This is a genomic window from Bifidobacterium asteroides, assembly GCF_030758775.1.
GTDB classification, from domain to species: domain Bacteria; phylum Actinomycetota; class Actinomycetes; order Actinomycetales; family Bifidobacteriaceae; genus Bombiscardovia; species Bombiscardovia kimbladii.
Genome location: NZ_CP132384.1, coordinates 1,887,218 through 1,905,086, shown reverse-complemented (window position 1 = coordinate 1,905,086; position 17,869 = coordinate 1,887,218). Strand labels below are relative to the sequence as shown.

The window sequence follows — 17,869 nt, the reverse complement described above, 5'->3', positions numbered from 1 at the left end:
TCCACAGGCTGCCGACTCAGCTCCGCTCGTCCACATGCATCCGATAAGGCGACCGAGACGGACCGGAACGGGCACAGTGAAAGGTACCGGATGCCGATTCCCTGAGGAACGGCCATTCGCCGGGGCGGGGAAGACAAGGAAAGGCAAAGGTGAGAACGATGACATATTCACAGGAGGTTGCGACGGTCTTCCATCTGCAGGCCAGACATGCAGGAGGACAATTGGTGCCAGCTGAGACATGGCCTGCTATAGGTGCCGGATCCCGGTGGCTGCAAAGAATGAGGCAGCGCTTCAACCGGTTCATAACGGCTTTGTACGTTCGCATCAGCCAAGCCATGGACTCTGCAGCGAGTGCCCTGCGTGCGCGGATGAGTGTGGTGCTGGCCAGGCCTGAATCGGGGGCCATCACTGCTGAATACGCTGTGATCATGGTGGCAGCTGCCACGCTGGCTGGTGTATTGCTGGCCATTGTCAAGTCCTCTTCCACGCGCACTTTGCTGATGGGTCTGGTCAAGAAGGCGCTTAGTGTCGTCGGCTGAGAGACGGTCCGTGTGGAGACGACGGTGGCGATCCGATACCGGTACGGTAACGGCCGAGTTCGCCATCGTGCTTCCCGCTGTCATGGTTCTGGCTCTCTTACTGCTGACGCTGACCCAGACGATCAGGATCGGCATGGTCTGTCAGGATGCAGCCAACGCGGCTGCCAGGGATCTGATCGTCACCCGGGGCAAGGGTGATCCCCAAGGGCTGGTGCACCGGATGGCCGGTCCACATGCTCAAGTGCAGTTGAGCCCATCGGCCGGGCAGACGGCAGTCAGGGTGTCATGCCCAGTGGTTTCCGGCCCGATGGGCGTGCTGCCTGCACAGGTCCATGGCGATGCCGTGGCCATATTGGAGGAATGAGTCATGCTCGGACATGTCAGGAGGACGCGCGCGGAGCGTACCGGTTCATGGCTAGGGGGTTCGGATCCTGGCTCCGGCACGGTTCTGGGCATCATGCTGATGGCTCTGGTTGGCCTGGGTCTGGTTCTGGCGGCCCTGCTGGGCAATCTCATGATCTGCCGGACGCGTGCACGCACCGGTGCCGATGTCTCGGCTCTGGCTGCAGCTTCTGCCCTGGACGAAGGACAGGCGCAGCCCTGTACTCTGGCCTCCCGGGTCGCCCGTCTCAACCGCGGGGTCCTGACAGACTGCCAGGTGGATGGCAGCGACGTGAAAGTCTCGGTGGGGGTAGACACCGGAGTCTCGATGCTGCCGCGTCTGATCCAGTCGGCCCGGGCAGGGCCCGAGCCCTGTGAATGAGAAAAGGAAGCGTGGCCAGAAGCCTTAGGAAGGAAAGCGAACGTGTCTAAAGAAATGGATAGCCTTGAACCATGGCACTAGCACTCTATCGGCGGTATCGGCCTGACACTTTTGACGGCATCATCGGTCAGAAGCAGGTCACGGTGCCCCTTACCCGAGCTCTGGATGAGAACCGGCTGACCCATGCCTACCTGTTCTCCGGTCCCAGGGGATGTGGAAAGACCAGCAGTGCCCGGATTTTCGCCCGCTGTGTCAACTGCGCCAAGGGACCGACCAGCCATCCCTGCGGCGAATGTGACAGCTGCAGGGATCTGGCCACGGGAGGCCCCGGTTCCATCGACGTGGTGGAGATTGACGCCGCCAGCCATAATGGCGTTGACGATGCAAGGGAGCTCAGGGAGCGGGCAGGCTTTGCCCCTGTGCGTGACCGCTACAAGATCTTCATTTTGGACGAAGCTCATATGGTCACCCAGCAAGGATTCAATGCCCTGCTAAAGATCGTCGAGGAGCCGCCGGAACACGTCATGTTCATCTTCGCCACCACAGAGCCGGAGAAGGTGATCGGCACTATCCGCTCCCGCACCCACCATTACCCCTTCCGCCTAGTGCCCCAGGAGGTCATGGGGCCTTATCTAGAGGGCATCTGCGAAAAGGAGGGCATCAAGGCCGAGCCCGGTGTCCTCAAACTGGCCATGCGGGCTGGAGGCGGATCGGTGCGTGACACCCTTTCTGTGTTGGATCAGCTCATGGTAGGTGCTGACGAGCACACCATCGCCTATGATGCGGCTGTAGCTCTGCTGGGGTTCACTCCTGCCGCACTGATCGGCGAAGCTGTGGATACGCTGATCGACCACGATGGTGCTGGCCTCTACGGGGTCATCCAAAAGGTGGTCGTCGGCGGGTTCGAGTCCCAGCGCTTCGTCGAGGATCTGCTGGCCCATGTCCGCGACCTGCTGGTTCTCAAGCTGGCGGGGGACCGGGCTGAAAGCGTGCTTAGCGAAGATGCAGACGACGACCAGGTGGCCGATCTGCGTCGGCAGGCGGATGCTTTGGATCTGCAGGTCCTGACCAGAATGGCCGACATCATCAACGATGCGCTGGCGGGAATGAACGGGGCCACTTCGCCCAGGATGCGCTTGGAGCTGCTGGCCGCCAGGCTGCTGGCAATTGGCTGCGAACCTATGGAGCAGGCATCGGCCGCAGGGGCAGCTTCCCCCTCCGGGTCGGCCACGGCGCCCGCCCGCGGCGGGTTCATTGGCGCTGACAGGTCGCAGCGGAGCGGTCGGCCGTCCACAGCATCGCAGTCTGGCAGTGCTGATGGCGCTGATCGCCCCGAACAATCCGGCATGGCAGGCTCGCCATCTGTTGCAGCGCCCGCCTCCTTTGCCGGGCCACAGACCATGGCCGGCTCTCGTTCCGATTCCTCCGCTTATGGACAGCGAGAGGGCGAAGAGCAGTCGCCCCATTCCGGCTCTGATCCTATCCAACCCGAGCGCAAGGAAGCTCCCTCCTGGCCGACTGGACAGGCGGAGGGACAAGCTAGGCCATCCAGTCCCTCCAGACCCGCCCGGTCTGCGGAAACACCTCGGTCTGCACAACAGGAGACTGCGCAAGGGCAGGCAAACGAGGTGCCGACTGGTACAGAGCTGGATAAGCGCTGGGATGCCCTGGTTGCTGCCCTGCCTGATGAGGTCCGCCAGTATGTCGTGCGAGACCGGGTGCCCACCGTAGCCATGACAGCAGGCCCCTCCGGCCGCAAGCGGCTGTCTATGACCTTCGACCGTCCACTCAGTCAGCATGCCTTCGCCATGGCCGTGGCTGCACAGTCGGTTGACGGGGAGACCAAGGTGCCGCGTATCGTCATGGTCCGCGCTCGCCAGGAGTTCGGACAGTCCACCATGATCGCCCCATCGGGGACGGCTGCCAACGGTGAGACTGTGGAGTCCGTCAACAGGATGTCTCCCCAGCGCCGGGCAGAGGTCAAGAAGGAGGTGGCTCTAGCGCGAGCCGGTTTAGCCACCATGAACCTTGGGGCGGCGGTCATGCCTCATGCGGCCACAGAGCAGGGGCATGCCCCTAGAGGGATGACGGCCTCGGCCGGTCATGATGGTGGGGCCGGAGCATCGGCATCGGACGGGAAGTCCACTCCTGGAGAAGCTTCAGGCGACGGGAGCTCCGACGACGCTCACCACCCGGTCGGTGGCCCTGTCCAGTCGTCTTCGAAACCGCTTCCAGCGGCGGGTTTCGGCTCGACCGCTTCAACGGTGTTGCCGGACGATGATCCCTGGGCTCACCCCATGCCAGCGACTCATGCGCCGCAAAAGACCTGGCAGCCTGATCAGGGCGGCGATGGATCCACTGGCCAGAAAGACCATGAGTCCAAAAAGGTGGCCCTGCCGGACATGAGCGATGACACGGATCCTTGGGCCGTGCCCGATTCCGGGACCAGCACCGCAGCCTTTGCGGAGTCTTCCAACAGTCAAGGCCATGAAGCTTTGGATCAGGGGCTTGAAGTTTCGAAGTCGGTTGATTCGTCGGGTCAGGGAAGCGCCTCGGTCGCAACCTCGAATTCGACATTGGAGACCGGGCCGGTTCCCGGAGATGTGGCTGCGGCAACTGGCACCCCAACCTCGTCGGACAGACGGGGTGACGGTCATGGTTCGGGTACCGCCGATGGCTCGGATGGCCCCCAGGCAATGGCAAAGGCTTCTGGAGCTGAGGGCAGGGCGATGCCAGCAGGCTTCGCCAGCCCGGCCTCCGGTGGTTCCGATCAGGATGGGGCCTCGTCTGCTGCAGTCTCCTCCCAGGCTTCAGGGCCTTCGGTGGATCCCGAGGACGATGTCTATTCCATGGACGATGCCAGGCTCGGGGCGGACAATGCCATGAACCAGGATGAACTGACCAAATTGTTCGACGTGACCAAGGTGGAGGACTTTGCTGCTGACGACCCCCAGAATCCGATCAACGTCCAAAGGCGCCGGCAGGAACAGGCACAACGACAGGGAGGTGAATGATGGCTGCTACCTATGATGGAGCCATTCAAGAGCTGATCGACGCCTTTGCTCAACTGCCGGGCATCGGTCCCAAGGGTGCGCAGCGCATTGCCTTCTACATTCTGGGAGCCGATCGGCGCAGTGCTCAGGATCTGGCCGATGCCATTGTTGCAGCCAAGGAGAAGGTCCGGTTTTGCGAGATCTGCGGCAATGTCTGCGAGACCAGTCCCTGTCCCATCTGCCAGGATCCTAGACGTGACCGCAGCATCATCTGCGTAGTCGAGGAGCCCAAGGATGTCATGAGCATCGAACGTACCGGAGAATACCGGGGTCTTTATCATGTGCTGGGCGGGGCCATCGACCCTATGTCCAACGTCGGGCCCGGCGATCTGCGCATTCCCGAGCTTTTGAAGCGGTTGGGCACGGATCAGGTCAAGGAGGTCATGCTGGCCCTGGATCCCAACATTGAAGGCGAAGCCACCACCACCTACCTGGGGCGGCTGCTGGGCCCTCTGGATCTGCGGGTCACCAGGCTGGCCAGCGGCCTGCCCGTCGGCAGCGATCTGGAATATGCCGACGAGATCACCCTTGGCCGGGCAATATCCGGCCGTCGCGATCTGTAAGGCCTGCGGTCACCGATTCGCAGCCTCCCTGGCTGCCGTCAATGTTTCGTATATTGGTGGAGGGGGTCTGATAGAACGGTGTCGTTCGTATAATCCATGTAATCAACATGTTGCAGATGATGGTCTAGTGGCTTAACCGTCGCGGGATGGAACAGCAGTGGCACTTATCGTTCAGAAGTATGGCGGGTCCTCGGTGGCGGACTCGGACTCCATCAAGCGTGTGGCCAAGCGCATTATTGACACCAAGCGCGCCGGCAATGACATTGCTGTGGTGGTTTCCGCTATGGGGGACACCACTGACGATCTGATTGACCAGGCCATGGATGTGGATTCCAACCCTCCTGCCCGAGAGATGGACATGCTCATGACGGCGGGGGAGCGCATCTCCATGAGCCTGCTGGCCATGAGCATCCATGCGCAAGGCGAGCGCGCCCATTCTTTCACCGGTTCGCAGGCGGGATTCATGACTGATGCACGCTACGGCGCAGCCCACATCCGCCATGTCCGACCCCAGCGAGTCATGAAGGCCCTGGACCGAGGCGAGGTGGGGATTGTGGCGGGCTTCCAGGGGGTCAACCCCGATGGCGACGCCACCACCCTGGGTCGTGGCGGCTCGGATACCTCGGCTGTGGCCCTGGCCGTGGCACTCAAGGCGGATGTGTGCGAGATCTATACCGATGTGGACGGGGTTTTCACCGCCGACCCGCGCATTGTGCCCACCGCCCGTAGAATCGCCCGCATTTCATACGAGGAGATGCTGGAGATGGCGGCCGGCGGATCCAAGGTGCTGGCCCTGCGCTGCGTGGAGTATGCCCAGCGCTTCCGCATGCCCATCCATGTGCGCAGTTCCTTTTCCCATCGCCCAGGCACGTTGATCATGCCTGACGATGTCGATGCTGACAAGATTCCCAATTTGGAGACCGGCCAGCTGCCGGATCGCCCCGCCGCACGCGCTGACAGGTGACGGGATATGACGGAAGGAAGGAAATGACCAACGGCGAATCCATGGGCGACCTGTTCCCGGACCTGAACGGCCCTGAGTCACCCATCATCTCAGGGGTTGCCCACGACCGCAGTGAAACTCAGGTCAGCCTGCGGGCCGTGCCCGACCGACCTGGCGTGGCCGCACAGCTTTTCACTATCCTTGCCGAGGGCGGCATCAACATCGATATGATCGTCCAGGCGGGGGCGGCTACCGGCACCGTGGACATCTCTTTCACGCTCCCGTCCGCTCAGGCTGATCAGGTGGCCCCCATGCTGGATGACTCCCGCGAGCAATTGGGGTTCCGATCAGTGGACATCAATCCCGAGGTGGGCAAGGTGACCCTGGTAGGCGTAGGGATGAAAACCCATTCGGGCATCACTGCCACCTTCTTCCGGGCGTTAAGCGAGCGACATATCAACGTGCTCATGATCTCGACCTCCGAAATCCGCATCTCCGCCCTGGTGCCCATCCAGGACCTGGACGAGGCGGTACGGGCCATCCATACGGCCTTCCACTTGGATGCTGATCAGGTCGAGGCGGTCGTTTACGGCGGCACGGGTCGCTGAGCAGAGAGGAGAGAGCAATGACGGATAAGGCTGATTTGGCGAGCAACGGACGCCGTGGCATCAATGTAGCCGTTCTGGGCGCCACCGGCCAGGTAGGCATGGTCATGCGCCGCATGCTGGACGAACGGGACTTCCCTGTGGCCGACCTGCGATTCATGGCTTCGTCGCGGTCTGCCGGAGAGCAGCTGCGCTGGCGTGACAGGACCATCACGGTCGAGGATGTTGAGCAGGCCGACCTGAGCGGGATCGATTTGGCCATCTTCTCCGCCGGCGGTTCGACCTCAGGAACCTGGGCCCCGCGTTTCGCCGAGGCCGGAGCCTACGTGGTCGACAACTCCTCCCATTGGCGGATGGATTCCGAGGTCCCCCTGGTGGTGTCCGAGGTCAACCCCGAGGACCTGGATCTTATCCCCCGGCGGATCGTGGCCAATCCCAATTGCACCACCATGGCCTGCATGCCGGTGCTGAGCCCCTTGGCCAAGGCATACGGTCTGCGCCGTCTGATCGTCTCCTCCTACCAGGCCGTGTCGGGGGCTGGTCGTGCCGGCGTCCTCCAGCTGCGCGACGAGGCCAAAACCGCCGTGGAGCAGGGTGCCGACCGACTGGTCTTCGACGGATCGGCCATCGAGTTCCCACCGCCCACCAAGGTGGTGCGTACCATCGCCTTCAACGCCGTTCCTTTTATAGGCGACTTGGTCGATGACGGCAGCGGGGAGACCGACGAGGAGCAGAAGCTGCGCAATGAGAGCCGCAAGATCCTGCACCTGCCTGATCTGGCCGCCTCCTGCACCTGCGTGCGGGTAGGGGTCTTCACAGCCCATGGCATGAGCATCAACGCCGAGTTCGAGCACGACGTCACCCCAGATCAGGCCCGCGACCTGCTGTCCAAGGCTCCTGGAGTAAGTCTTGCGGATATACCCACTCCTCTGGACGCCGCCGGCAAGGACCCCAGTTTCGTGGGCCGCATCCGCCAGGACCAGGCTGTGGAGGGCAAGAGGGGATTGTCCATGTTCGTGGCCAATGACAACCTGCGCAAGGGAGCCGCCCTCAACGCCGTGCAGATCGCCGAGCTGATCGCCCGCAAGCACTTCGCCGACAGGATCTGATTGCGCATCTGGGCTGATTGCGTGGCATGTCCAAAGTGTCCTGTGCATCTCCTGAGCATGGGATGACCGGCTCTGCCAAGCCCCGTCTGTCTGATGGCTTTCATATAGGGTCAGCTTTGCTTGGCCTTTGTTCGGATCGAAGCTTGTGAGGCTGGTCCACCTGATCCCCTCTGCCGTCGATCCAGCTCAAGTATCCCCTGGGCCGTGTCGCGGTCGGTGGCCAGTGCCGAGATAAGCCCGGCCCGCAGACAGGCAAGGATACTGGCGACTTTTTGCGGTCCCCAGGCCACGCCTATGACCAGGGGGATTCGCTTCAGACGTTCGAATTCAATCGATATAGTGCGTTCGCACAGGCTGGTTCGGATGTGGCGGCCCTGGGCATCGATGTGGTGCCCGCAGATGTGTCCCACAGCCTTGAGCTCGGTCACCTCCTTGATGAAGGCCGCATTTTCGTAGTCCTTGAAAATGTGCCCTGATCTTCCCGCCTTGACCGATCCCACTCCCACCACCGCAACGTCGGCATGACCGCCCAGGGACAGGGTGTCGGCGATCTGGCGTTCTTTGCGCATGGCTTCAGCCACAGGGGTTGAAGACAGGATCATGGGCACTGGCAGCGTGGAATAGCTGCCACCCAGTCGTTGGGCCAGCATGCGGCATATCTCCGGTGAGTCTGTCATGGGATTGGTCGGCGACAGGGAGCCGATCATCTGCACGACCTTGGACTTTGTCCAATTTTGCAGGGGAACTTCGCGAACCGTGTAGGCGACCGCGTTGCCATTGGAGACGGTTATCAAAGAGTCGGGCCTGGTCTGCTCAACCAGGAGAGACGCCGCGCTCCGGGGCACGACATCATACCCGGTGCATCCCTGCGGTGGCTCCGAGACCCGGGCGCAACGGAGATTGAATTGTCGGATCAGCCTGGACTCCAGGTCTTCAAGCCGTTCCAATGGATTCTCGATGGAGATCCTTACCAGCCCTCGCTCCTGGGCCTCTTTCAGCATTCGGGAGACGGAGGGGCGGGAATAGCCTGTCGCTTCGGCGATCTGGGACTGCAGCATGTGATCCTGGTAGTACATGCGGGCTATGCGAAGAAGCAGCTGAACCCGCTTGCGGGCATCCGAAGTGGTCATCATCTGTAAATCGCTGAACATATGTACATGTTATCAGATTCAGTAAAAACTGCTTATTTGCCTTTAAGTGTCAAAAAATACTTGTTGTCATGGGTAAAAATGCAATCTATCTGGGTTTTAACCCGTAGTTCAAGTACATATGTTCATCAATATCCTTGTTGTTTATTGACTGCTCACATAGTCTGTCTCCTGTCAAAGGCACTGGGAGGAAGAGCCTGAAGACCGGTGCCGCGAAGTCGCAAAGTACAAACAACAAAGGAGTTCACATGGCATTCGCACGAACCATTCTGGGAGATGTCGACCCGAGCACTCTTGGCGTAGTCAACAGCCACGACCATCTGATCCGGGTGGGAGCCGGTGAGGTTTACCTGGACAAGGACCATCAACTGGATTCGGTCGAGAAGGCAGAGACCGAGGCCGGCTATTTCGCCAAGGCCTCGCTGAAGTGGAGCAAGCAGGGCGGCACCGTGGTGGATATGTGCCCCATCAACTGCGGCCGTGACATCGAGAAGCTGGCCGAGGTGGCCCGCTCGGTGGAGAATCTGCAGATCATCGGAGCCACCGGCTTCCATCGTGAGCATGTCTACCTGGAGACCCAGTCCCATTGGATCAACCGCTACAGCGTGGATCAGATCGCCGACCTGGTCATCGCCGATATCCGTGAGGGCATCGACCGCAACGACTACACCGGTCCCTTGGTGGATCGCAGCCCCTATAAGGCAGGCGTCATCAAGATCGGCACTGCTTACGGAGAGATCACGCCCTTCGAGCACAAGTGCATGGAGGCGGCTGCCAAGGCGGCCATCGAGACAGGCGCGCCCATCAACACGCACACCACCTATGGAACCTGTGGTCTGGAACAGGCCCAGACCCTGATCGGACTGGGGGTCCCCGCCGACCAGATCGCCATCGGCCACATCCAGCGCAACGCTGATGTCTACTACCTGGAGGAGATCCTGGATCTGGGCGTCTATCTGGAGATCGACGGCACCAACAGGATCAAGTATCAGCCCGATTCCAACAGGATGATGGAGCTCAGGGCTTTCAAGAAAGACGGCTATGAGGACCGTATCCTCCTGGGCACGGACTCGGGCAAGCGCTCCTACCAGAAGGTCTACGGCTCTGTGAGCGGCGTGGACTACAACCCGGCAGTGGACGGCCCCCGCATGATCGCCGAAGGCTTCGATCCCGACTATGTGGACAAGCTGCTCATCCGCAACGCCCACAACTTCTTCTCCTTCCGTAAGGAGGCCTGAGCGCAATGGCAGCAGACAAGACCCTGGAGCGTCCCCAGCTGCAGATCGCGCTGGACACCTTTGACATGCCCTCGGCTCTGAGGCCCCTGAACGCGGCCATCAGCCAGGTCGACGTCATCGAGTGCGGAACCGTCCTGATCATCGCCGAAGGGCTGAGGGCCGTGCGCGAGATTCGTGCCCTCTACCCCAATAAGACCATCCTGGCGGATGTCAGGATCGCCGAGGCCGGAGCGGTCATCTCCCGCGCCTGCTTCGAAGCGGGTGCCAGCTGGGTTTCGGTGGTCGCCGGCGCCAGCATGACCACGGTCGAGCAGGTGGTGAAGGTGGCCCAGGAGTTCGGCGGCGAGGTCCAGATTGAGCTTGGCGAGACCTACGATCCCGAGCAGGCGCGCGAATGGCGGCGACTTGGAGCCACCCAGGTCATCGTCCACCGTTCCCGCGACGCTGAAGCGGCCGGAAAGCTGACCTGGGGGGAGGACGACAAGGACCGCATCCGCCAGCTTTATCAGATGGGCTTCAAGGTCACTGTGACCGGCGGGGTCACGGCCAAGGATCTGCCCTTCTTCCAAGGAGTCCCCGTTGGAGTGGTGATCTCGGGTCGAGGCATCGTCAAGGCTGACGACCCACTGGCCGCTGCGACCGAGCTGCGGGAGACCATCGGCAGGGTGTGGCCGCAATGAGCGGCAGCATCACCCTGGGCATCTATGAGAAGGCCCTGAAGTCCCCCGCCGAGCCGGATGATTGGGATGCGTTCATGTCCCAGGTGGCGGCCGATGGGTTCACCTTCATGGATCTGTCCATTGACGAAAGCGACAAGCGGATGGCCCGCTTGGACTGGACGGCTGCCCAGGCTTCCGCCTTCCGCCAGGCCGCTGACCGCCAGGGCGTCCAGGTCGGAGGGATCTGCCTGAGCTGCCACCGCAAGGTGGGCCCCGGCTCGGCCGATCCGGCCATCCGCCGTCAGGCCTACGAGATCTTCCTCAAGGCAATCGATCTGGCTCATGAGGCGGGCATTCCCCTGATCCAGGTAGCCGGTTACTACGCCTACTACGAGAACCCTGATCCCGACCAGCGCGCCAGGTATGTGGAGGTTCTGGCCAAGGCAGCTGAGTATGCGGCCCAGGCCGGCGTCATGCTGGGCATAGAGAATGTGGACGGCAATGACATCACCTCCATCACCAGGGGGCTGTCCATCTGCGACCAGGTCGGGTCCTCCTGGTTGAGCATGTACCCGGATATCGGCAACCTTTATGAGCAGGAGCTGGACGCCGTGGCTGAGCTCAGGGCTGGAGCCGGCAGAATGCTGGCCATCCATGTCAAGGATGTGCTCCCGGGGCAGCCGCGTCGCATCACCATGGGCGAAGGCTGTGCCGATTTTCCCACGGCTTTCGCCGAGCTGGCCCGGCAGTCCTGGTCGGGGCGGATCATGCTGGAGATGTGGAACGATGATTCGGATCAGGCCGATCAGATCGTCACGAATGCAAGGAAGAAAGTGGAAACCTGGTTGCGCGGGGCCGGCATGGAGGTGCTTGGCCCCAGAGGCTGAAGTAAAGGTCGCAGCCGTCACGGTTGCGACCCGGGGGTGGTTGTGCCGGTCCTCCACCCCCTTGGCATCGGCAGGGAGGCAATGATGCCAGCGGTCACCCTTGATGGGTCGGCCCGATCGGTGCGAGTTTGAATGCAAAAGGTCGTAATACGGACTGAAACGGACGTCGTGGTCCATGCTGGAAAACGACCGTGTAGACAAGGAGCGAATGATGGCAGAACATGCATATGACCTTTCGACCATAGGAGAGGGGCAGATCAGGCTCACGGTCAGAAGGGGAGAGCGGCTGATGAACGCCCGGTCGGTCCTGATGAATCCTGCCTGTTCCGAGGCCAATGTAGCCGGAGTCCTGGCTCAGCTTCAGCGCAGGACCCTGTGGACCTCCTCACTGCCGGAGGGGGATTTGGGCGAATACATCCTGAGCGAGTACAGGTCTGTGGGCGTTGATCTGAGCACCATGGTCCGCAAGCCGGCCAGCCGGATCGCCCTCTACTTCATGGAGCCGGGCGAGCCCCCCATGCCGGCCAACGTCATCTATGACCGCGAGTACACCCCCTTCAGGTCAACGGGGATCGAGGATTACGACTGGGACCGGATGCTGGACACCCGCCTGCTCTTCCTGACCGGGATCACGGCGGCCCTGACCGATACCACGGCCCAGGTGGTGACCTATGCGGCGGAGCAGGCGGAGAAGCGCGGCATTGACATCGCCCTTGACGTGAACTTCCGCAGCAAGCTCTGGTCCGGTGACCAGGCCAGAAAGGTTCTGGAGCCCATCGCTCATAAGGCCCGCATTCTTTTCTGCTCCATCAAGGACGCCAAAAGCGTCTTCGGAATCGAGGGGACCGGCGAGGAGGTTTGCGAACAGCTCTACCAGCGCTTCGGCAATGAGTACATTGTTTCCACCAATCACCTGGACGGTCCTTATCTGAGGACCTCCAAGGGAATCAAAAAATACGTCACCACTACGGTTCCGGTGGTGGACCGTCCCGGCGCCGGGGATTCCTTCGTGGCTGCCACCCTCCATGGCTTCCTCTCCGATGATGTGGAGTGCGGTGTCAGGTGGGGACAGCGGGCCGCCGAATACGCCCTGACGCATATGGGCGATCTGACCCGTATCCGCGCTCAGGAACTGGATATTCCGCTGGGCGGGGATATCAACCGTTGACCGTTCCTTCACGATTCAGGCTCGCCGCAGTATTCTCCAAGGACGGAGAAGGCGGCCTGGATCCTTCGGTCGGACCCGTACCGGGGTCGGGCCGCCATCATCATGATCATCCGAGAAAGAAAAGCACCCATTATGAGTGATACACATGTCACACAGGCCGGGGACGCGTTGACTGCATACGAGCAGATAGACTCCCGCCCCCTGACCGGACATCAGAAAAGCATCATCGGCCTGGCCATAGCCGGCAACATATCCGAATTCTTCGATATGTTCCTGATTGGTTTCGTGGTCTCCCTCCTGACTTCGGCCTGGCACCTGACCGGGGTCTCCGCTGGAATCATCCTGGCCTGCTCCGGGCTGGGCACAGTCATCGGATCCATCCTCTGGGGGCGTTTGGCCGATCGCTTCGGCCGCAAGCATGCCTTCCAGTGGTGTGTTCTCTGCTTCGTGGTCTTCACGGCTCTGTCGGTCTTCCTGCCTGACGGTGCCTGGATCCTGCTGGCCATCCTGCGCATCGGCGTGGGCATCGGCGTAGGCGGCCTTAACATCATCTCCATCCCCTATGTCCAGGAGTTCGTCCCGGCCAAGCAACGTGGCATGCTTTCCGGCCTGGCCTCGGTCTTCATTCCTCTGGGACTGCTCCTGGGATCCGTCTCACAGAGCCTGATTGGCGACAATTGGCGCGTGCTGGTGGCCCTGGGTGTTATCCCCGTCCTTCTGCTGTTCTGGTTGGCGACGGTGCCGGAGTCCCCCCGTTTCTATCAGAGTGTGGGCCGTGACGATGATGCCCGCAAGGCCTTGGCATGGGCTCTTGAGCTTCCCGTGGACCAGGTCGGTGCCCTGCCCAAGGTTGAGCAGGAGCAGAAGGCCAGTTATCGTCTGCTTCTGTCCAAGCATCTAAAGCCACTGGTCATCATTTCGGTCGGCTCCTTCTGCTTCATTCTGGGTTCCTTCGCTATCCAATCCTGGGGTCAGACGCTGATGAAGGATGCCTTCGGCTTCTCGACACAGATGGTGGCCTACCTGTTCATGGGCGTCTCCGTGGCCGACTGCATCGGCAGATTCGGCTCTGCCTGGCTGGCTGACATCATCGGTCGGCGTTGGACCATGTTCTCCTTCGGCATCATCGGGGCTCTGGGATGCTTCTACGCGGCCTTCTTCCACAATTCCGGCTGGCAGTTCTACATCGCCGTCCTGGTCATCATGACCTTCGCCGACGGTGTCTTCGGCATTCTCAACGCCTTCGGCGGCGAGCAGTTCCCCAACGATGTCCGCTCCACCGGACTGGGGCTGGGATACGGCATCGGCGCCACAGCCAAGATCGTAGGCCCTATATTCATGGGGCTCCTGGTGGGCGGCGACTATGTCTCCCAGCACATCAACATCGGCGTTGTCACCACGGCATTCACCTTCTTCGGTGTCTGCCTGGTCATCGGCGCTGTTATATATCTCTTTGCCCAGGAGACCAAGGGCAAGGATCTGGAAAGCCTGTGAGGATGCGCAGCAGGGTCTGCACGCGCAGGTAAGCAAACCGGGCCGGCTTTTCGCAGGAAGATCCGGCCCCATATTGGAAATGGTGGTGGTTCTTATGACGTCCTTGGCTGATTTTCCTGACGAGGTGCGTGTCGAGGTAGGTCTGGTCCGTGAGCATATTGCCGCCCTGCATGCGCAGTTGATCAAGTGGGGGCTGGTGGTATGGACGGCGGGGAATGTCTCACAGCGTCTGCATTCAGCCGACTTGCTGGTGATCAAGCCGTCCGGGGTGCGCTATGAGCAGTTGACGCCGGAATCAATGGTGGTCACGGATCTGGAGGGGCATGTGGTGGACGGATCCGCCGCCCCCTCCTCGGATGTGTTTTCGCACGCTTACATCTACAGGCACATGCCTGAAGTGTTCGGCGTGGTGCATACGCATTCGACCTTTGCTACGGCCTTTGCTGCAGTGGGCCGGTCAATTCCATGTGTATTGACGATGATGGGTGACGAGTTCGGCGGTCCGGTGCCGGTGGGTCCCTTCGCCTTGATCGGTTCGGACCAGATAGGCCGTGGGGTGGTCGAAACCCTGGCGGAGCATCCGGGCTGCCCTGCAGTGCTCATGCGCAATCACGGCCCCTTCACTGTCGGCGCTGATGCTGAGGCTGCGGTCAAGGCGGCGGCGATGACGGAGGAGGTGGCGCGTACGGTGTGGGCTGCTGAGCAAATCGGTACGCCTGTGCCACTGTCCGACGAGGATGTGGCCAGTCTGAACGACCGCTACCAACACGTGTACGGCCAGCGCTGAATCTCAATGCGATGTCCCGCCCCGACAGGCGGGTGTCGAGAGTGTAGGTGCTCGCCGCGGCAGATTCGAATTAGACTGGAGGCCATGACCAGATCTTCCCAAGAAGTGCAGCGGCAACTGGATCGGATCGTGGCCTTGGGCTATCCGGATGTGGCGGACATCAGCGCCGCCGCCTTCAGAGCCTTGGCCCAGCCCCTGATCTCTGCGCTGGAGTCCACTGAGCTGGGCGAGCAGATCCTGCTTATCCCCACCAGGGAGCTGGTCTCGCCTGAGTCGCTGATCGCCCGGACCAGCATCAACCGCATGGCCGGCTTCACCACCATGCCGCCGCGCGACATCGCCAGCTTCCTGCCTCAGAACGGGTTCGAGCCGCCCGAGGGGCCCTTTTACATCGTTCTGGAACCGCATACCGGCACCTGCTACACCAACCGCGAGCCCGATGTGGCCCGCAAGCTGATCGACTCCGACGACCGCCTTCCTCTGACCTTGGAGGAGGGTCTGGCCATCGCCACCCAGCATCCTGATTGGCTGGCGGTCAAGAACGGCTTCAACCTGCTGGGTTCCCACAGCGCCGATGGACGTGTGCCCAGCATCTGGATGAGCCAGAACGCCCCCCGCCTGGGTTCGGTCTGGCCCAACTCGCGTCACACCTGGCTGGGCAACGCCTACTGCGAGGGCCGTCGCGGCGTCTCCCTCTTCCAGTGAATCCTGTCCACTGAATCTTATGAAGTGAGCACTCTGTCAGCGCTTGCATCGTGTGGTATTTGCATCCTTGGCAACCTTGCGAATTATGCCAGACTCCGCGCGCTCGCCTTCCGCTGCGTCGTAATGCGGACCCGGACCGCATGTCCCGGCCCTCCTCCGGTAAGATAATGACACCCCCGGTGCGGTTTCGACATGCCCGAACGCCTATAGCCGGGCGACATTGTGGTTTCCGACGAACGAAAGAAGGAGGAGAGATGGATCAGGATCGTGCATCCGTGTTTGATCTTGCGGCCCAGGCCGCGGCGTCCAATGGAGGGAACAACGACCTGCTGCTGCCTCCCCCCAGGTTTGTGGGTTCGCCGCAGAAGCCCAGCGCCATGCCCTACACCAAGTATGTGGCCTACAACAAGCAGGTCCCCTTTGACTATCCGCAGCGCACCTGGCCGGGCAAGACCCTGAAGCGGGCGCCTCGCTGGTGCTCGGTGGATCTTCGCGACGGCAACCAGGCCTTGGTCGATCCCATGGATTCCGAGCGCAAGCTGAGATTCTGGAATCTGCTGATCTCCATGGGCTTCAAGGAGATCGAGGTGGGCTTCCCCTCGGCCTCCGAAACCGACTATGACTTCATCCGCCTCCTGATAGAGCGCGAACTGATTCCCGACGACGTGACCATCGTGGTCCTGACCCAGGCCCGCGAGCATCTGATCCGCCGTACCTACGAGGCCCTGCGTGGGGCCAAGAGGGCTGTGGTCCACTTCTACAACTCGGTCTCGGTCCTGCAGCGGGAGGTCGTCTTCCACAAGGACAAGGCCGGCATCAAGAAGCTGGCCACCGACGCAGCCGAGCTCTGCCGCTCCCTGGAGGCCGATGCCAAGGGCACCGATCTCTACTACGAGTACTCGCCCGAATCCTTCTCTGGCGCAGAGCCTGAGTACTCCCTGGAGGTCTGCAACGCGGTCATTGACGTGATACGGCCTACGCCGGAGCACCCCATGATCATCAACCTGCCCAACACCGTGGAGATGACCACCCCCAACGTCTTCGCCGACGAGGTGGAGTATATTTCCACCAACCTCAAGGACCGGGATGCGGTGGTGCTCTCCCTGCACCCCCACAACGATGAGGGCATGGCTGTGGCAGCCACAGAGCTCAGTCTGCTGGCCGGGGCCGACCGGGTCGAGGGTTGCCTGCTGGGCAATGGCGAACGCACCGGCAATGTCGACATTTGCACGGTGGGGCTGAACATGCTGGTCCAGGGGATCGACCCCCAGCTGGACTTCTCCGACATGCCCGGCATCCGTCGGACGGTGGAGTACTGCAATCAGATCGCCGTCTCCGAGCGGCACCCCTATGTGGGCAACTTCGTCTTCACAGCCTTCTCCGGCTCCCATCAGGACGCCATCAAGAAGGGGTTGGATGCCCGGCAGCAGGCGGCTCTGCGCGCCAACGCCAACCCCGACGACTTCCTCTGGCTGGTGCCCTACCTGCCCATCGATCCCAAGGATGTGGGCGGCAACTACGAGGCCATCATCCGGGTCAACTCCCAGTCTGGCAAGGGCGGCATGGCCTACCTGCTCAAGGCCAACCACCATCTGGATCTGCCCAAGCGCCTTCAGGTGGAGTTCGAACGACTGGTCCAGAGCTATGCCGACAGGACCAAGCGCGAGGTCAAGGATGCCGACATCTGGCGGCTCTTCAAGGACGAGTACCTGCCCGTGGAGGCCGGCGGAAGCGTGGTCGGCGGCGAGTCCATGGCCGATCAGCGCGACGAGACCCTGCAGCAGTGGGGACGCTTCAAGCTCCTGAATGTGGCAGTCACCTCCGGCGAGGACGGCTCCGACACGGTTCTCGATGCCACCCTGCTGGACCGGGGACTTGCCCCGGGCGATCCTGAGGAGCGCCGTCGCGTTCAGGGGCATGGGAACGGTCCTATTGCGGCCTTCCTGGATGCACTCAAGTCCCTGGATCAGACCGTTTCGGTTCTGGACTACGCCGAGCACGCTATGACCGCGGGCACGGATGCCCTGGCCGCCTCCTACGTGGAATGCCAGGTGGGCGAACCGGCCAGGTCCCGGGTGATCTGGGGCGTGGGCATCGATTCGTCCATCTCCACCAGCTCCCTCAAGGCCATCATCTCGGCCCTCAACCGCTTCCAGCGCGGCTAGCGGTAATAGGGGATAAAAAGCAACCCCAGACCAGCTAGACCAG

The 17,869-nt window shown here is 61.7% G+C and carries 17 protein-coding genes; 16 read left to right on the top strand and 1 reads right to left on the bottom strand.

The window, feature by feature from the left end; translation table 11 throughout:
* Positions 1-158: 158 nt before the first annotated feature.
* The 8 genes from RAM15_RS07835 (at position 159) to RAM15_RS07800 (ending at position 7,575) form a co-directional block, all read left to right on the top strand.
* Complete coding sequence (locus RAM15_RS07835) at positions 159-539, top strand: DUF4244 domain-containing protein (protein ID WP_306221433.1); 381 nt, start codon at positions 159-161, stop codon at positions 537-539.
* Entirely contained in the window at positions 526-903 is a 378-nt protein-coding gene (locus RAM15_RS07830) for a TadE family type IV pilus minor pilin (protein ID WP_306221432.1), read from the top strand. Before RAM15_RS07835 ends, RAM15_RS07830 begins: the two co-directional genes overlap by 14 nt.
* A gap of 3 nt (positions 904-906) precedes the next feature.
* Entirely contained in the window at positions 907-1,302 is a 396-nt protein-coding gene (locus tag RAM15_RS07825) for an Rv3654c family TadE-like protein (RefSeq protein ID WP_306221431.1), read from the top strand.
* Between the two features lie 71 nt (positions 1,303-1,373).
* Positions 1,374-4,316 carry a DNA polymerase III subunit gamma and tau gene (locus tag RAM15_RS07820; RefSeq protein ID WP_306221430.1) on the top strand — a complete coding sequence of 981 codons (2,943 nt, stop codon included), beginning with the start codon at positions 1,374-1,376 and terminating at the stop codon, positions 4,314-4,316.
* Positions 4,316-4,918, top strand: coding sequence for a recombination mediator RecR (gene recR / locus RAM15_RS07815; RefSeq protein ID WP_015022549.1), 603 nt, complete (start codon positions 4,316-4,318; stop codon positions 4,916-4,918). Before RAM15_RS07820 ends, recR begins: the two co-directional genes overlap by 1 nt.
* 157 nt (positions 4,919-5,075) lie before the next feature.
* Positions 5,076-5,882 (top strand): aspartate kinase, encoded by an 807-nt coding sequence (locus RAM15_RS07810; RefSeq protein WP_082067745.1) that lies wholly within the window; start codon positions 5,076-5,078, stop codon positions 5,880-5,882.
* Between the two features lie 23 nt (positions 5,883-5,905).
* Positions 5,906-6,469, top strand: coding sequence for an ACT domain-containing protein (locus RAM15_RS07805; RefSeq protein WP_306221429.1), 564 nt, complete (start codon positions 5,906-5,908; stop codon positions 6,467-6,469).
* A gap of 17 nt (positions 6,470-6,486) precedes the next feature.
* A complete protein-coding gene (locus RAM15_RS07800; protein ID WP_306221428.1) occupies positions 6,487-7,575 on the top strand; it encodes an aspartate-semialdehyde dehydrogenase in 1,089 nt (362 codons plus the stop codon).
* 110 nt (positions 7,576-7,685) lie between these two features.
* Here the strand turns inward: RAM15_RS07800 and RAM15_RS07795 are convergent, their stop codons facing one another.
* Positions 7,686-8,726 carry a sugar-binding transcriptional regulator gene (locus tag RAM15_RS07795; protein ID WP_306221427.1) on the bottom strand — a complete coding sequence of 347 codons (1,041 nt, stop codon included), beginning with the start codon at positions 8,724-8,726 and terminating at the stop codon, positions 7,686-7,688.
* 245 nt (positions 8,727-8,971) lie between these two features.
* On the opposite strand from RAM15_RS07795, the gene RAM15_RS07790 reads away from it, so the two are divergent.
* The 8 genes from RAM15_RS07790 to leuA all read left to right on the top strand — a co-directional run bounded on the left by RAM15_RS07790 (position 8,972) and on the right by leuA (position 17,826).
* The gene (locus RAM15_RS07790) at positions 8,972-9,961 is read left to right on the top strand and encodes a phosphotriesterase family protein (protein WP_101432973.1); all 990 of its coding nucleotides are present in this window, start codon (positions 8,972-8,974) and stop codon (positions 9,959-9,961) included.
* A gap of 5 nt (positions 9,962-9,966) precedes the next feature.
* Entirely contained in the window at positions 9,967-10,641 is a 675-nt protein-coding gene (locus RAM15_RS07785) for a 3-keto-L-gulonate-6-phosphate decarboxylase UlaD (protein WP_306221425.1), read from the top strand.
* Positions 10,638-11,507, top strand: coding sequence for an L-ribulose-5-phosphate 3-epimerase (locus tag RAM15_RS07780; RefSeq protein WP_306221424.1), 870 nt, complete (start codon positions 10,638-10,640; stop codon positions 11,505-11,507). The genes RAM15_RS07785 and RAM15_RS07780 overlap by 4 nt, the downstream gene beginning before the upstream one ends.
* Positions 11,508-11,718: 211 nt before the next feature.
* Positions 11,719-12,675: a sugar kinase gene (locus RAM15_RS07775; RefSeq protein WP_306221423.1), complete on the top strand. Its 957-nt coding sequence runs from the start codon at positions 11,719-11,721 to the stop codon at positions 12,673-12,675.
* 102 nt (positions 12,676-12,777) lie between these two features.
* Complete coding sequence (locus tag RAM15_RS07770; RefSeq protein ID WP_372338656.1) at positions 12,778-14,169, top strand: MFS transporter; 1,392 nt, start codon at positions 12,778-12,780, stop codon at positions 14,167-14,169.
* 94 nt (positions 14,170-14,263) lie between these two features.
* Positions 14,264-14,956, top strand: coding sequence for an L-ribulose-5-phosphate 4-epimerase (locus RAM15_RS07765; RefSeq protein ID WP_306221421.1), 693 nt, complete (start codon positions 14,264-14,266; stop codon positions 14,954-14,956).
* An 84-nt stretch (positions 14,957-15,040) separates the two neighbouring features.
* A complete protein-coding gene (locus RAM15_RS07760) occupies positions 15,041-15,661 on the top strand; it encodes a DUF5701 family protein (protein ID WP_024626962.1) in 621 nt (206 codons plus the stop codon).
* A gap of 254 nt (positions 15,662-15,915) precedes the next feature.
* Entirely contained in the window at positions 15,916-17,826 is a 1,911-nt protein-coding gene (leuA, locus tag RAM15_RS07755) for a 2-isopropylmalate synthase (protein WP_306221420.1), read from the top strand.
* The last annotated feature ends 43 nt before the right edge of the window (positions 17,827-17,869 follow it).

Coding starts and splice junctions, on each gene's coding strand:
- RAM15_RS07825 (WP_306221431.1), top strand. CDS start 907: ATGCTCGGACATGTCAGGAGGACGCGCGCGGAGCGTACCGGTTCATGG.
- RAM15_RS07760 (WP_024626962.1), top strand. CDS start 15,041: ATGACCAGATCTTCCCAAGAAGTGCAGCGGCAACTGGATCGGATCGTG.
- leuA (WP_306221420.1), top strand. CDS start 15,916: ATGGATCAGGATCGTGCATCCGTGTTTGATCTTGCGGCCCAGGCCGCG.
- RAM15_RS07780 (WP_306221424.1), top strand. CDS start 10,638: ATGAGCGGCAGCATCACCCTGGGCATCTATGAGAAGGCCCTGAAGTCC.
- RAM15_RS07765 (WP_306221421.1), top strand. CDS start 14,264: ATGACGTCCTTGGCTGATTTTCCTGACGAGGTGCGTGTCGAGGTAGGT.
- recR (WP_015022549.1), top strand. CDS start 4,316: ATGGCTGCTACCTATGATGGAGCCATTCAAGAGCTGATCGACGCCTTT.
- RAM15_RS07790 (WP_101432973.1), top strand. CDS start 8,972: ATGGCATTCGCACGAACCATTCTGGGAGATGTCGACCCGAGCACTCTT.
- RAM15_RS07805 (WP_306221429.1), top strand. CDS start 5,906: ATGACCAACGGCGAATCCATGGGCGACCTGTTCCCGGACCTGAACGGC.
- RAM15_RS07820 (WP_306221430.1), top strand. CDS start 1,374: ATGGCACTAGCACTCTATCGGCGGTATCGGCCTGACACTTTTGACGGC.
- RAM15_RS07795 (WP_306221427.1), bottom strand. CDS start 8,726: ATGTTCAGCGATTTACAGATGATGACCACTTCGGATGCCCGCAAGCGG.
- RAM15_RS07800 (WP_306221428.1), top strand. CDS start 6,487: ATGACGGATAAGGCTGATTTGGCGAGCAACGGACGCCGTGGCATCAAT.
- RAM15_RS07775 (WP_306221423.1), top strand. CDS start 11,719: ATGGCAGAACATGCATATGACCTTTCGACCATAGGAGAGGGGCAGATC.
- RAM15_RS07835 (WP_306221433.1), top strand. CDS start 159: ATGACATATTCACAGGAGGTTGCGACGGTCTTCCATCTGCAGGCCAGA.
- RAM15_RS07770 (WP_372338656.1), top strand. CDS start 12,778: ATGATCATCCGAGAAAGAAAAGCACCCATTATGAGTGATACACATGTC.
- RAM15_RS07785 (WP_306221425.1), top strand. CDS start 9,967: ATGGCAGCAGACAAGACCCTGGAGCGTCCCCAGCTGCAGATCGCGCTG.